General features: G+C 72.5%; 13 protein-coding genes. 6 read left to right on the top strand and 7 right to left on the bottom strand.

The genetic code is table 11. The features are described from left to right. The first annotated feature begins 37 nt into the window (after positions 1 to 37). Together MTF69_RS38680 and MTF69_RS38675 are read left to right on the top strand one after the other, a co-directional pair. On the top strand, positions 38 to 898 hold the full coding sequence (locus MTF69_RS38680; protein WP_243341368.1) for an Fpg/Nei family DNA glycosylase: 861 nt from the start codon (positions 38 to 40) through the stop codon (positions 896 to 898). A gap of 80 nt (positions 899 to 978) precedes the next feature. Beyond that, positions 979 to 1392 carry a hypothetical protein gene (locus MTF69_RS38675; protein WP_243341366.1) on the top strand — a complete coding sequence of 138 codons (414 nt, stop codon included), beginning with the start codon at positions 979 to 981 and terminating at the stop codon, positions 1390 to 1392. A gap of 29 nt (positions 1393 to 1421) precedes the next feature. On the opposite strand, the gene MTF69_RS38670 is transcribed toward MTF69_RS38675, so the two are convergent. Continuing rightward, positions 1422 to 1886 carry a hypothetical protein gene (locus tag MTF69_RS38670; RefSeq protein ID WP_243341408.1) on the bottom strand — a complete coding sequence of 155 codons (465 nt, stop codon included), beginning with the start codon at positions 1884 to 1886 and terminating at the stop codon, positions 1422 to 1424. A 257-nt stretch (positions 1887 to 2143) separates the two neighbouring features. Further along, positions 2144 to 2683 (bottom strand): sigma-70 family RNA polymerase sigma factor, encoded by a 540-nt coding sequence (locus MTF69_RS38665; protein WP_243341364.1) that lies wholly within the window; start codon positions 2681 to 2683, stop codon positions 2144 to 2146. 293 nt (positions 2684 to 2976) lie between these two features. Between MTF69_RS38665 and MTF69_RS38660 the strand changes: the two genes are divergently transcribed. Then, positions 2977 to 4182: a CapA family protein gene (locus MTF69_RS38660; RefSeq protein WP_243341362.1), complete on the top strand. Its 1206-nt coding sequence runs from the start codon at positions 2977 to 2979 to the stop codon at positions 4180 to 4182. A gap of 13 nt (positions 4183 to 4195) precedes the next feature. Here MTF69_RS38660 and MTF69_RS38655 read toward each other — a convergent pair whose 3' ends face one another. Next, positions 4196 to 4840 (bottom strand): DUF4328 domain-containing protein, encoded by a 645-nt coding sequence (locus MTF69_RS38655; protein ID WP_243341359.1) that lies wholly within the window; start codon positions 4838 to 4840, stop codon positions 4196 to 4198. A gap of 208 nt (positions 4841 to 5048) precedes the next feature. Then, a complete protein-coding gene (locus MTF69_RS38650) occupies positions 5049 to 5510 on the bottom strand; it encodes a universal stress protein (RefSeq protein ID WP_243341358.1) in 462 nt (153 codons plus the stop codon). Positions 5511 to 5595: 85 nt separating this feature from the next. Here MTF69_RS38650 and lysX point away from each other — a divergent pair, with 85 nt between their 5' ends. Then, positions 5596 to 8910, top strand: a complete 3315-nt coding sequence (gene lysX / locus MTF69_RS38645) for a bifunctional lysylphosphatidylglycerol synthetase/lysine--tRNA ligase LysX (RefSeq protein WP_243341357.1) — start codon at positions 5596 to 5598, stop codon at positions 8908 to 8910. 121 nt (positions 8911 to 9031) lie between these two features. After that, positions 9032 to 9910, top strand: coding sequence for a polysaccharide deacetylase family protein (locus tag MTF69_RS38640; RefSeq protein ID WP_374325330.1), 879 nt, complete (start codon positions 9032 to 9034; stop codon positions 9908 to 9910). Positions 9911 to 9993: 83 nt separating this feature from the next. Here the strand turns inward: MTF69_RS38640 and MTF69_RS38635 are convergent, their stop codons facing one another. Then, on the bottom strand, positions 9994 to 10683 hold the full coding sequence (locus MTF69_RS38635; RefSeq protein ID WP_243341355.1) for a class F sortase: 690 nt from the start codon (positions 10681 to 10683) through the stop codon (positions 9994 to 9996). Between the two features lie 352 nt (positions 10684 to 11035). On the opposite strand from MTF69_RS38635, the gene MTF69_RS38630 reads away from it, so the two are divergent. Continuing rightward, complete coding sequence (locus tag MTF69_RS38630) at positions 11036 to 11551, top strand: hypothetical protein (RefSeq protein ID WP_243341353.1); 516 nt, start codon at positions 11036 to 11038, stop codon at positions 11549 to 11551. Positions 11552 to 11694: 143 nt separating this feature from the next. Here MTF69_RS38630 and MTF69_RS38625 read toward each other — a convergent pair whose 3' ends face one another. Further along, positions 11695 to 12351, bottom strand: coding sequence for a hypothetical protein (locus tag MTF69_RS38625; protein WP_243341351.1), 657 nt, complete (start codon positions 12349 to 12351; stop codon positions 11695 to 11697). Positions 12352 to 12621: 270 nt separating this feature from the next. After that, positions 12622 to 13392, bottom strand: coding sequence for a DUF4239 domain-containing protein (locus MTF69_RS38620; RefSeq protein WP_243341349.1), 771 nt, complete (start codon positions 13390 to 13392; stop codon positions 12622 to 12624). Positions 13393 to 13402: the final 10 nt, after the last annotated feature.

Genomic DNA, 13402 nt, shown 5'->3' with positions numbered 1-13402 from the left:
GCTCGCGCTTCGCCCGGGGCCACGGCAGGCTGGGGGAATGCCCGAGCTGCCCGAAGTCGAGGCCCTGAGGGAGTTCCTCGACGAGCACCTCGCCGGGCGGGTGGTCGAGCGCGTCCTCCCGCTCGCCGTGAGCGTGCTCAAGACGTACGACCCGCCCCTGACCGCGCTCGAAGGGCAGCGGGCCGGGGTCACCGCCCGGTACGGCAAGTTCCTCGCCCTGCGGATCGGCGAACTGCACCTCGTCACCCACCTCGCCCGCGCCGGCTGGCTGCGCTGGATCGACACCGTTCCGGACCGGCCGCCGCGCCCCGGCAAGGGGCCGCTCGCCCTGCGCCTCGTCCTGGAGGGCGGCGGCGGGTTCGACCTCACCGAGGCCGGGACCCAGAAGCGGCTCGCCGTGTACGTGGTCCGCGATCCGCAGGAGGTCCCCGGCATCGCCCGGCTGGGCCCGGACCCGCTCGCCGAGGGTTTCGGCCGAGAGGCCTTCGGCGCGCTGCTCGCCGGGGAACGGCGGCAGATCAAGGGCGTGTTGCGCGACCAGAGCGTCATCGCGGGCATCGGCAACGCCTACAGCGACGAAATCCTCCACCACGCCAAGGTCTCGCCCTTCAAACTGGCCGCCTCCTTCGACGAGACGCAGGTGGACCAGCTGTACGCGGCCGTCGAGAAGACCCTGCGCACGGCCGTCGAGCGGGCGCACGGGGTGGCCGCCGGACGGCTCAAGGCCGAGAAGAAGAGCGGGATGCGGGTCCACGGCCGCGCGGGCGAGCCCTGCCCGGTGTGCGGGGACACCGTCCGCTCGGTCTCCTTCGCCGACTCCTCGCTCCAGTACTGCGCCACGTGCCAGACCGGGGGGAAGCCGCTCGCCGACCGGCGGCTGTCGAAGCTGCTGAAGTAGGCCCAGGGCCCTTTCCGGGCCCTTTCCAGGGCCTTCCCGGGAGGGTTCCGGGCGGCCCGGCTCCGGTTAGACTCCGGCCCATGGCCGAGGAGCATCAGGCGCAGCCGCCCCGGCGGGAGGTCGTCACCGGGGTCCCGCGCGGCAGCCGCCGCAGGCCCCCCGCGCACACGCCGGCCCGCTCCGAGATCTCCGAGCAGACCACCCTCGGCGCCACCTACGTACGGGCCCTCATGCGCAGCCAGCTCCGCGCCGGACTCGGCGCCCTGGCCGCGCTCGTCCTCCTGGTGGGCCTGCTGCCCCTGCTGTTCCTGCTCCCGCGGGTCGCGTCGGGCCCGCTGGTCTGGGTCCTGCTCGGGGTCCTGGTGTACCCGGTGCTGTGGTGGGTCGCCCGCGCGTACGTGGTCCGGGCCGAGCGCAACGAGGCAGACTTCACCGGCCTGGTCACCGACCCGACGGAGCCGCCGGGGCCGCCGGGGCCGCGTCGGCCGGAGTAGCGGGCCGGGCCGCGGCGGCGTAATCGCGCTCAGAACAGGTGCATCGCCAAGTGCCCGAGCGGGAGCCCGAGTTGCCAGGCAGGGGTCCACACCCGGGCGTTCTCGTCGAGTCCCGGAGGGGTGTCGGCGTGGCCGTGGCGTCCCGGGTCGAGGTTGGTGGCGAACAGCTCCGTGTGGTCCAGCCAGCGCCAGGCCGCCCGGGCCAGCTCCAGGTCGGGGTCCTCGCCCCGGCCGCGCTCGCGGGCCTCCTCGCCCAGCGCGAGGAACCGGGTGTGGACCCAGTCGCGCCAGGGGTGCCCGTACGCCGTCAGCGACATCCACTCGTCGAGCTGCGAGACGACCCTGATCCCGGAGAGTTCGCCGGCGGCGTCCGAGAGGTAGATGGTCAGCGCGAGCGTGTCGCGTCCGGCGCGGAACTCCAGGGTGCTGACCGGGATCAACCGGCCCGTGCGCAGCAGTTCGTCGGCGATGTACTCCGCGTAGAGCCATGCCATGGGCACCGCGAGCCCACCGTCACTGGTGCCGTTCGTACCCTCGGGCCGCACCGTTCCACCTTCTCCCGCACGCGTCGAGTCTTCCCGCCGTCAGCGCCGAGCCTTCCTTGCGAAGCTCGCGGAGCGGGGGATGTTTACTCAACTTGAACGGTCCGGTGCCGGTTTCGATGCGGTTCGTGTCCGGTTCGCGGGTGTTCAAGCCATTCTTTGACGCGTTTGCCTGACGCCCGGCACCGGCCCCCGCCGGGCCCCCGGCTTCAGGCGCCGAGTCCGTACCCGTAGCCCTGGAGGCCCTTGCGCAGAGCGCGCAGAGCATAGTACGTACGGGACTTGACCGTCCCCGCCGGAATGCCGAGCTCTGCCGCGGCCTCGGCCACCGAGCGGTCCTGGAAGTAGACCTGCACCAGTACGTCCCGGTGCTCCGGCCCCAGTGATCCCACCGCCCGCCGTACGTCGATGGCGGTCACCGAGCCCGCCACCGCGTCACCCGGCGCCGGTGCCTGGTCGAGCCCCTCCGGGTCCACCTCGAGTGGCCTGGACAGGCGTGCCCGGCGGGCGTCGATGGCGAGCCGCCGGGCCACCGTGAACAGCCAGGGCCGCAGGGACTCGTAGTCGCTCCCCAGGACCTCCGGATGCTGCCAGAGGCGCAGGAGGGTCTCCTGTACGAGGTCTTCCGCGCGCTGCGCGTCCCCGGCCGTGAGGCCCAGCAGGAAACCGAACAGGGCCCGTCCGTGTTCGTGCTGGAGTTCGGCCAGCGCCTCGGGGTCGGTGTGTCGCAGGGTGGGGGCAAGGGGCACGGGAGGCTCCTTCCGGGGGTCGGTGCGGGGGTGGTCGAGGTCGACGGATCCACCCTGACCTGCACCGGGCCCGCCCGGAACCGTCCCGCCCGGACGGTGCGCCCAAGCACCCGGGTCATCCGGTGGGCGGCCGCGCGGGGCGGTGAACGGTCGAACGGCGCGCCGAACGGCCATTGGAGTGAGTGTGCGGCCGGGCGGCGGAGCCGTTTCTTGACTTCAGGCGTCTCTTTCTATGGATTGACGGAAGATCAGGTAGTCGCACAAATAGATCCAGTCAAGGAGAGCCGGGACAGATGACCGCGCGCACCCGCCACGCCCTCGCACTCCTGACCGCCGTGGTGCTGTCGGCCGTAGCCGGCTGCTCGGCCGGCGGGGACCCCGCACCGGCCCGCCTCGCCGGTTCCCCGTCCGCCCAGGCACCCTCCGGTGCTCCCGGATCGACCACCGCCCCCGCAGTGAAGGGCTTCACCCTCGTCGCGAGCGGCGACGTGCTGCCCCACGAGTCGGTCATCCGGCGGGCGGCCTCCTACGCGGACGGTGACGGCCACGACTTCCGGCCGATGTTCTCCGCGGTCAAGCCGATCGTCTCGGGCGCCGACCTGGCCCTCTGCCACATGGAGACCATCTACGGGCCGGACGGCGGCCCGTTCACCGGCTACCCCGCCTTCCAGTCCCCGCCCGAGGTCGCCGACGGCCTCAAGGACGCCGGGTACGACGGCTGTTCCACGGCCTCGAACCACACCCTCGACGGCGGCGGCGCCGGTCTGAAGCGCACCCTCGACCGGTTCGACAAGGTCGGTCTGAAGCACGCGGGCTCCGCCCGCACGGCGGCCGAGGCGGGCACCGTGACGATGTACGCGGCGGGCTCCGCGAAGGTCGCGCACCTCGCGTACACCTACGACACCAACGGCTACCCGCTGCCCGAGGGCCAGCCCTGGGCGGTCAACCTGATGGAGCAGGAGAAGATCATCGCGGACTCCCGCGCGGCCCGGAAGGCGGGCGCCGACGTGGTCCTCGTCAGTCTCCACTGGGGCACGGAATGGCAGACCGAACCGGACGAGAAGCAGCTCGCGCTCGGCAAGGCGCTCACCGCCTCGCAGACCGGCGGCCGCCCCGACGTGGACATGATCCTCGGTACGCACGCCCACATCCCGCAGGCGTACGAGAAGGTCAACGGGACCTGGATCGTCTACGGGATGGGCGACCAGGTCGCCGGCGAGATGTTCAACTACACCGGCGCCCGCGACATGCGCGGCAATTACGGTTCCATCGGCCGCTTCACCTTCGCCCCGCCGGCCGCCCCCGGGCAGCGCTGGCAGGTCACCAAGGCCGAGTTCGTCCCGCAGATGATGGACCTCCGCGCGGGCCGTGTCGTCAACCTCCCGGCCGCGCTCGCCGAGTCGCCCGGCCGCGAGGACTACGAGGACGCCCGCGACGAGATCACCGAGGCCGTCCTCGGCCGCGGCGCGGCCAAGGACGGGCTGACCGCGACGAAGTAGGGCCGCCGGAACCTCAGGCCGCGGCGTTCGGTCCCTGGGTGGCCTTCACGTGCTGCATCGCGGTGAGTTTGCGCACGAAGGCGACGGCCAGCACGGCGGCCACGACGCCGGTCAGGTCCGCGACGGCGCTGAAGAGGTCGGCGCCGCCGGCCGCCGCGGTCGTCTCGGCCGTCCGGTACTTCCACGAGGCGACCCAGGCCAGCGCCCAGCTGGCGGCGAACACCACCCACCAGGCGACCACCGGGGCGCCCGAGACCTGGCGGTAGGAGCCGTCGGCCGCGTACTGGGTGCTGGCGTTCCAGGTCTCCCGCGCCGTCCGGTACGGGAGGAAGAAGTTCGCGAGCGGGACGAACCAGCCGCCGATGGCCCAGCCGGCGGACTGGCTGAAACCGTCCGGCCGGAACACCTGGCCGTTGCAGCGGACCCGGTGGAACCAGATGACGAAGACCACGGCAGTGGCCAGGTAGAGCGGTCCCCGCACGAGAGCGGCACCGCCGGCGAGGGAGTCGGCGAAGCCGAGGTCTTCGGAACGGGCGGGGTCGCCGGGGTCGGCGGGCGTCGGCGCGCCGACGAAGTCCCTCATCAGGTTCCAGGTGTACAGGCTCACCCCGGACGTGAAGAGATCGACGGCGGCCCCCACGGACAACAGCGCGGTCACGGCCGTGGCCAACCCCTGCGGGGAACGCAGGACGTGTGCGGCAGGCGACGGACCGGGTGCGCTCAAGGACATGACGAAGTACCCCCCACGGGAACATGTGCGACGTGTGACATGGAAACGGGCCGCCTGACGGGCAGCCCGAATCGCACGAAGATAAGCCACGCCCGCGTCCGCCGTCTACAGGCGTCAGGTTGCAAGGGCGAACCGCTTAGGGAACCACGGTGACCGGCCAGCGCCCCGCCTTCACCAGGCGGATCGCCACCGAACCCACGATCCGGTGCCCGGCCTGCTCCGAGGCCCCGACCACCACCGCGTCCGCCATCAGCTCCTCCGCCGCGCTCACCAGCCCGGCGTACGCGTCCCCGCGGAAGGTGTGGAACTGCCAGCGGACGTCGTAGACGCCCTTCAGCCGCTCCGCGGACTCCCGGATCTCGGCCACCAGCCCCTGCGCGATCTCCTCGGTGGCCTCCGACACCGGAGCCCCCAGCGAGGCCCCGGCCGGCATCACCGGCTGGACGTACACCAGCGCCAGCAGCGCGTTCTGCCGCCGCGCCAGCCCCGCCGCGTAGGCGGCCGCGCGGAGCGAGGACTGCGAACCGTCCACCCCGGCGAGGATCACCTTCGGGCCGTCCGTACCGCGCTCGAATCCCGTACCCACGTGCTCCGTCACCCTTCCGAGGTTAAGGCGTGCGCTTCGGATCGGGCCGGGTCGGCTCACCGCGCGAAGGGGAGCGGCCCTCCTTACAGTGCGAACCATGAGTGCCACCGTGGAGGAGACGCGCGGGACGCGCGGCAGCCGCAGCCGCTTCCTGAACCGGGTGCCCGACGCCTTCGGAGCGTTCTTCGGAACGCTCGGGCTGTTCTGCGCCCTGCTGGCCCTCTCCCCGACGCTGCGCCGCCTGCTGCGGCCCGTCGTGCGCTTCCTCGACGCCATCGTCGTACCGGTCAGCGCCAACCTCGCCTACGCCGTCTTCCTCTTCCTCCTCGCCGCGGCACTCGGCATGCGCAAGAAGATCGCCTGGTGGATCGTCGTCACCTATTTGGCCCTGCTGGTCCTGGTCGACGTGCTGACCATCGCCACCGAGGACTACGGGGTGGGCTTCTCCTCCATGGCCCTCGCGGTGGCCGCCCTCGCGATCCTGATCGCCGCGCGCAAGGAGTTCAACGCCGCCTCCCGGCCGGGGGCCCTGTGGCGGGCCATGCTCGTGCTCGGCCTCGGTCTCCTCGCGGCCGTCTTCCTCGGCTGGGGCCTGGTCGCGCTGTTCCCGGGAACCCTGCCCAAGGGGCAGTGGCTGGACTGGTCCGCCAAGCAGGTGTTCGGCGGGCTGTTCTCGGCCCGGCAGTTCGACGGCCACCCGGCCAGGCCCCTGTACTTCCTGCTCGGCCTCTTCGGCGCCCTCGCCCTGCTGAACGCCGCCGCCACCCTCTTCCGCTCCCAGCGGCTGACCGCCGCCCTGCACGGGGACGAGGAGCCCCGCATCCGGGCCCTGCTGGGCGCCTACGGGCGGGGCGACTCCCTCGGCTACTTCGCCACCCGGCGCGACAAGGCCGTCGTGTTCGCCCCGAACGGCAAGGCCGCCGTCACCTACCGGGTCGAGGCCGGCGTCTGCCTCGGCAGCGGCGACCCCGTCGGCGACCCGGCCGCGTGGACCCCCGCCATCGACGCCTGGCTCGCCGTCGCCCGGCGCTACGGCTGGCAGCCCGCCGTCATGGGCGCCTCCGAGGACGGGGCGACCGCGTACGCCCGCTCCGGGCTCGGCGCCCTGCAGCTCGGTGACGAGGCCATCCTGCACGTCGCCCACTTCGACCTCGACGGCCGCGACATGCGCGTCACCCGCCAGGCCGTCAACCGCGTCAAGCGCACCGGAGCGAGCACCGTCATCCGCCGCCACTCCGCCCTCTCCGAGGACGAGATGCAGATGATCGTGGACCGCGCCGACAAGTGGCGCGACACCGAGACCGAACGCGGCTTCTCCATGGCCCTGGACCGGCTCGGGGACTCCGCCGACGGGGACTGCCTGCTCGTGGAGGCCTTCGACGACAAGGGCGAGCTGATCGCCCTGCTCTCCTTCGTGCCCTGGGGCAAGGACGGGATCTCCCTCGACCTGATGCGCCGCGACCGGGCCGCCCCCAACGGGGTCATGGAGTTCATGGTCGCCGAGCTCTGCGCGGCGGCCCCGGGCCTGGGCGTGCGCCGCATCTCCCTCAACTTCGCCGTCTTCCGCTCGGCCTTCGAAGAGGGCGGCCGGATCGGCGCCGGTCCCGTCCTGAAGGTGTGGCGCAAGCTGCTGCTCTTCTTCTCCCGCTGGTGGCAGCTGGAGGCGCTGTACCGCTCGAACGTCAAGTACGGCCCCGAGTGGTACCCGCGGTTCCTCTGCTTCCAGGACGCCGGCTCGCTCGCCCGGGTCAGCCTCGCCTCCGGCATCGCCGAGGGGTTCGTCTCCGTGCCCAGCATGCGCACCCTCTGGGGCAACGGTCACCCGCGCGGGCTCACCGCCCCCGCCACCACCGCGGGCCTGCCGCCCATCGAATCCCTCGGGCTGGAATCCGTAGGGGAGCAGGACACCGAGGCCGCGCGGGCCGGGCGGATGCCCGAACAGGTCCGGGTCCGCCACGACAAGCTGGAGCGGATCCGGGCCGCCGGCACCGACCCGTACCCCGTCGGCATCCCGCAGCGCACCCACACCGTCGCCGAGCTCAAGGCCGCGCACCCCGGCTACCCGCCCGGCGCCCGCACCGGCTCGCCGGTCACCGTCGCCGGACGGGTGATGGTCGTACGCGACCTCGGCGGCGTGGTGTTCGCGGTCCTGCGGGACTGGTCGGGCGACATCCAGCTGATGTTCACCCGGGACGAGGCGGGCCCCGCCGTGCTCGACGCCTTCACCTCCCAGGTGGACTTCGGCGACCACGTCGTCGCGAGCGGCGAGGTCGGCTCCAGCAAGGCCGGCGAACTGTCCGTGGTCGTCGGCTCCTGGCAGCTCACCGGCAAGTGCCTGCGCCCGCTGCCCGACAAGCGCAAGGGCCTCGCCGACCCGGAGGCCAAGGTCCGCCAGCGCTACCTGGACCTGGTCGCCAGCCCCGACGCGCGCGACGTCGTACGGGCCCGCTCCAGCGCCGTCCAGGCCCTGCGGCAGGGGCTGCTGGACCGGGGCTACCTGGAGGTCGAGACCCCGATGCTCCAGCAGATCCACGGCGGGGCCAACGCCCGGCCGTTCCGCACCCACATCAACGCCTACGACCTCGACCTGTACCTGCGCATCGCGCCCGAGCTGTACCTGAAGCGGCTGTGCGTGGGCGGTATGGAGAAGGTCTTCGAGATGGGCCGCACCTTCCGCAACGAGGGCGTCTCCTACAAGCACAACCCCGAGTTCACGATGCTGGAGGCCTACCAGGCCTTCGCCGACTACGACGTGATGCTCGACCTGACCCGCGAGCTGATCCAGAGCGCCGCCACGGCCGCCTTCGGCTCGCCGATCGCGCACAAGGCCGGACCGGACGGGAAGCTCGTCGTCCACGACATCTCCGGGCCCTGGCCGGTCAAGACGATGTACGGGGCGATCAGCGAGGCCCTGGGCGAGGAGGTCGACGCCGACACCGAGGAGGCCGTCCTGAGAAGGCATTGCGACCGGGCGGCCGTGCCGCACACGCCCGACGACACCCGGGGCGACGTGGTCCTGGAGATGTACGAGCGGCTGGTGGAGGAGCGGACCAAGCTGCCCACCTTCTACAAGGACTTCCCGACCGACGTCTCCCCGCTCACCCGGCAGCACCGCAAGGACCCCAGGCTCGCGGAGCGCTGGGACCTGGTGGCCTTCGGCACCGAACTGGGCACCGCCTACTCGGAGCTGACCGACCCCGTCGAGCAGCGGCGCCGGCTGACCGCGCAGTCGCTGCTGGCGGCCGGCGGGGATCCGGAGGCGATGGAGCTCGACAACGACTTCCTGGACGCGCTGGAGTACGCGATGCCGCCTACCGGCGGGCTGGGCATCGGCGTCGACCGCCTCGTCATGTTCCTCACGGGGCTGACGATCCGGGAGACGCTGCCGTTCCCGCTGGTACGGCGCGGCTGACCGGCGGGGCTACTCCGGGCGGGTGAGCGCGCGGGGGCGCGTCCGCGCCTCTCGACATCTGCGGCGATGTCGTTGATACGTAGTAGTAATGAAAAATGACGAGCCGACAGTAGGGCGACGCATGCTCCTGCGTTCCGCCGTCTTCCTCGGAGTCGCCGCCGCCGCAGGCCTGCTGACGGGCGGCGAAACCGATCTGCCGACATCGGGCGCGGGGGCCCCCGCGGCAGGCGCCGGACCCGGGGCGGTACCCGGCGGAGCCGCAGGGCCCGGACCCCTGACCGGAGCCCCCGGCGCGCGGCCGCAGTTCCCGCGCGGATCCCCGTACCGGCTCGAGCCGATGACCTCCGAAGGGGCCCCGGAGCGCGTGCCCGCGGCGAAGCCCGCCGTACGGACCCGGCCGATCCTGGAACTGCCCGCCGACGCGAGCACGGCGAGCGCCATGACCCTCACCTTCGACGACGGCCCCGACCCCCGCTACACCCCGGCCATCCTGGACACCCTCGCGCGCCACGGCGTGCGGGCCATGTTCTTCGTCTGCGGGGAGATGGCGGTGGACAACCAGGACCTGCTGCGCAGGATGGTGGCCGAGGGACACGTCATCGGCAACCACACCTGGACCCATCCCCTGATCCCCAAGCTGAGCCGGCCGGCCCTGGCCTCCGAGATCGGCCGCACGAGCGAGGTCGTCCAGCAGGCCGTCGGCACGGCTCCGCTGTGGTTCCGGGCGCCCTACGGGGCCTGGAACCGGGCCGCCTTCGAGATCGGCGCGGAGCTCGGCATGGAACCGCTCGCCTGGACCGTGGACACCCTGGACTGGAAGGAGCCGGGCACCGCGACGATCGTGTCGCGGGTCCTCAAGCAGGCCGCACCCGGGGTGATCGTGCTGAACCACGACGCGGGCGGCAACCGCTCGCAGAGCGTGCAGGCGCTGGCGAGCTACCTGCCGCACCTGCTCGGGCGGGGGTTCCGGATGACGCTGCCGGAGCTGCCGCCGCGCTGAGGGCCGTACCCCGGAGGGGGCCGTACCCCGGAGGGGGCCGTGTCCCGCGCGGCGGCGCCGTCGTCCGCCGCCGCACGGGCCGGTCAGCGGGCCTCCACCATCCGCGCGAACACGACCACGTTGCCGTCGTAGCCGCGGCCCTTCGAGTAGCCTCCGCCGCAGGTGATCACCCGGAGCTCCGGGTGTCCGGTGTCCCCGTAGACCCGGGATCCGGGGAAGGTGTTCTTGGAGAAGACCTCCACGCCGTACACCTCGAACACGGCCGTGCGGCCGTCGTAGCGCGCCACCTCGACGCGGCTGCCCTTCTGGACCGAGCCCAGGCCGTAGAAGACCGCGGGGCCCTGCGCGTTGTCCACGTGGCCCACGATCACCGCCGAACCCCGCTGGCCCGGCGAGATGCCGTTGAGGTACCAGCCGGCCAGGTTCTTGTCCTGCGGGGGCGGCGCGTCGATCCAGCCCTGCGCGTCCAGCCCGACCGTCATCACCGGCGCGTCCACGCTGATCGACGGGATCCGGACGCGCTGAACCGACGAGTGGCCCAGCACCTCCATGTCCGGCGGCGGTGTGGGCGGCTCGCCGGGCGCCTGGTGGGCCTGCGGCCCGACCGCCGTCCCGGCCGGTGCGGTCACCGCCGCGGCGGCGGCCGGCTGCGGGGGTCCGTCACCGGCCTCGGCTCCGTTGCGCATCATGGCGAGGCCGGTGAGCATGACCAGCGCGATCGCACCCCAGGGGGAGCGCCTCCTCGGTGGCCTCTCACTCTCGTCCTCGAGCATGGTTCTCCCTTCCCGACGCGGGGGTCCCGACCCGCGTTCCTGTCCCACCCCTTCACGCCCTGCTTCACGCACGCTAAGGCGGTGCGTGCGGGACGGCGATCGGGGAAGGGCGAACGGGTGGTGGGGCCGGAAGGGGTGCGCCCATCCAGGTAATCGTCACATAAATGCCTGACGGGTCGTGACCTGCGGATCCGTCAGCGAACGCGTCCGCGCATCGGCGTGTCGCTCAACCTTGCGGCCCAAAGGCGGAAATGCGCTGCTTGCGGACCGGACCGAGGGTTCGTGATGGGAGGCGTTCTCGTCGATCTGCCCGGGCCACCGCTCCGGGGCGCTTCCCGCTGGAGGTTCCACCATGCGTGTTCTCCGCGCTCTTACCGTGACCGCGGCGGCCACTTGCGCCGCCATCGCCCTCAGTGCCCCGTTCGCCTCCGCGAACCCTGCGGGCGGTCCGCCCTCGGGAGGAAACGGCGGGCCCAGCAATGTCACCGTCAACCCGTACTCCGTGCACCAGGGCTCCACGATGCAGGTCAGCGCGGCCGGTTGCCACCACGGCGGCATCGTCTTCTCGCACGGCAACTTTCCGCAGACGAACCTGTCGGCCGGCTCCATCGGCTTCGCGACCGTCCGGATCTTCAACCACGCCTCGCCCGGGCACCACACGCTGTCGGTCAAGTGCCACGACAACAGCCTGGTCGCCACGCACCGCTTCACGATCCTGGACGGCCGCGGCGCGCAGGGCGGCATCGGCGGCTCCCTCGGCCCGTCCACCACCGAGACCGCCATCGGCGCGAGCCTCGTCGGCGCGGCGGCCCTCGGTGCGGGCGCCCACGTGATCCGCCGCCGGCGCCCGATCCGCGGCCGGGCCTGACCGGCCGACCTCCCCGGTCGGCCCGGACAACCGCCGGTCGCCCCGTGTCCTGGCCAGGACACGGGGCGACCGGCGGTTTGGGGAGACGGAGTTCTCGTGGGGATCGCGCCGGGCGGCGCAGACGGGCCCATGGTGCGGCGCGGTCAGTGGATGCGGCGGATGTCGCGGCGGCGCAGCGCGTAGCCGAGACCGACCAGTCCGCCGAGGACGAGCCCCGCGCCGGCGCCGAGTTCCAGCGGATCGAGCCCGGCCACACTGCCGCCGAGGCCGCCGCGGACGCCCAGGGTGGCGCGGCTCGAAGCGCCCGTACCGGCGCTGGTGCCGGTGCCGGTGCCCGTGCCGGCGCTGGTGCCCGTACGCGTACCGGTGGCCGCGCTCGCGCTCGCGGTCGCGGTCCTACGGGTACCGACGGTGGAACTGGTCGTGGGCCTGCCGGTGCCGCCGGTGATCGTGAGGTCGGCCGAGCCGGTCTCGCCCGCGCAGGTGAAGGAGACGGAGTACTGGGCTCCGCGCCGCGCGTCCCGGTCCACGGTGACCCGTGCGGTCTTGCCCCGGTCGATGCTCACGGTGTCGAAGACGCCGGAGGAGACGGTGGCGAAGGCGGCGTTGCAGCCGGTGACGGACAGCACCACCTGGCCGCCGGGGGCGACCGTCGAGGGGGTGATGGCGAAACCGAAGGAGGTGATGGGTGCGGCCTCGGCCGCACGCGCGGCCGGCGCGGCCGCCGCGCCGAAGAGGAGGAGGGCGCCCGCCGCGGCGGCGCCCAACAGGGCTGAGGGGGAGGTGCGTATCGCGCCCATGGTGGATTCTCCGGATCCCCGAGGAGCAGCCGCGGAACGGTTTCCGCACGTGGGGGGTCGTGCGCCTCGATGTCCGCCACGCTAGGTCCGCGCGCGGTCACCCGCGATCAGGAACGGGCGAATGGGGCATGGCGGTAGGCCGAACCGGGGACGGGAGGCCCGTCCCCGGTTTACCGGGCCCGGTCTACCGTCCCCGGTTTACCGGGCCCGGGTCGCCGGGCCCGGGTTGCCGGGCTCGGGGTCGCCGGGCCCGGCAGGGGCGACGCCGTGTCAGTCGCCCAGGCCCAGATGCGGGAACTGGGAGAGGAACGGTTCGGCGGTGGCGGAGATGCCCCGGCCGAAGGGTGCGTCGAAGTCCCAGATGAGGAACAGCAAGAACGCGATCAGCGCGCTGAACAGCCCGGCCAGCAGCAGTTCCCGGAACGAGCGCCTGATCTGCAGGGTGAAGATCAGCCCCACCGTCACCAGGGCCCCGGCGATCAGGCCGAACCAGACCACCCCGGGCATGGTGGCCCCGGCGCCGAGGCCGCGAGCGTTGCGCGCGTCGTCGACCAGGGCGACCTGGTCCACGAGCGGCTGGTACGCCTGGCCCTCGTGGTCGGTCTGCGGTTCGTAGTCCGTCACATCGCGGCGGATGCGTTCCAGCAGCTCCCCGCTGCGGTCCGTCAGCTCGCCGTTCTCGGCCATCTCCTTCCATTCGGTGTCGACGACGTAGGTCACGTAGGCGTCCACGTCGGACCTGATCTTCTTGCGGACCTCGGCCGGGTAGACCTCGGAGCGGACTCTGATCTCGTGCAGGGCCTGTGATTCCTGGCGTACGTACTCCTGGGCGGCCCCGCGGCCCTCCCAGACGCCGGCGATCGCCAGGCCCAGCACGATCGCGTAGATCACGCCGATCATCATCGTCATGTACTCGATGACGTCCGGTGTTTCGCTGGGATCGTCGTCCTCGCCGATCCGGCGCTGGTTGAAGAAGGCGATGGACAGCACCACGGCACACGCGGCTGCCATCGCTAGGGACAGGACGAGCCATTCCGACAAGATGACTCCC

It is taken from the genome of Streptomyces sp. AP-93, assembly GCF_022808175.1.
Lineage (GTDB): Bacteria > Actinomycetota > Actinomycetes > Streptomycetales > Streptomycetaceae > Streptomyces.
This window is presented reverse-complemented; position numbering and strand designations above follow the sequence as displayed.

Bases quoted from the DNA above. Each gene is read 5' to 3' on its own strand.
- MTF69_RS38625 (WP_243341351.1), bottom strand. From the start codon at position 12,351: ATGGGCGCGATACGCACCTCCCCCTCAGCCCTGTTGGGCGCCGCCGCG.
- MTF69_RS38635 (WP_243341355.1), bottom strand. From the start codon at position 10,683: ATGCTCGAGGACGAGAGTGAGAGGCCACCGAGGAGGCGCTCCCCCTGG.
- MTF69_RS38640 (WP_374325330.1), top strand. From the start codon at position 9,032: ATGCTCCTGCGTTCCGCCGTCTTCCTCGGAGTCGCCGCCGCCGCAGGC.
- MTF69_RS38660 (WP_243341362.1), top strand. From the start codon at position 2,977: ATGACCGCGCGCACCCGCCACGCCCTCGCACTCCTGACCGCCGTGGTG.
- lysX (WP_243341357.1), top strand. From the start codon at position 5,596: ATGAGTGCCACCGTGGAGGAGACGCGCGGGACGCGCGGCAGCCGCAGC.
- MTF69_RS38675 (WP_243341366.1), top strand. From the start codon at position 979: ATGGCCGAGGAGCATCAGGCGCAGCCGCCCCGGCGGGAGGTCGTCACC.
- MTF69_RS38680 (WP_243341368.1), top strand. From the start codon at position 38: ATGCCCGAGCTGCCCGAAGTCGAGGCCCTGAGGGAGTTCCTCGACGAG.
- MTF69_RS38630 (WP_243341353.1), top strand. From the start codon at position 11,036: ATGCGTGTTCTCCGCGCTCTTACCGTGACCGCGGCGGCCACTTGCGCC.
- MTF69_RS38670 (WP_243341408.1), bottom strand. From the start codon at position 1,886: ATGGCATGGCTCTACGCGGAGTACATCGCCGACGAACTGCTGCGCACG.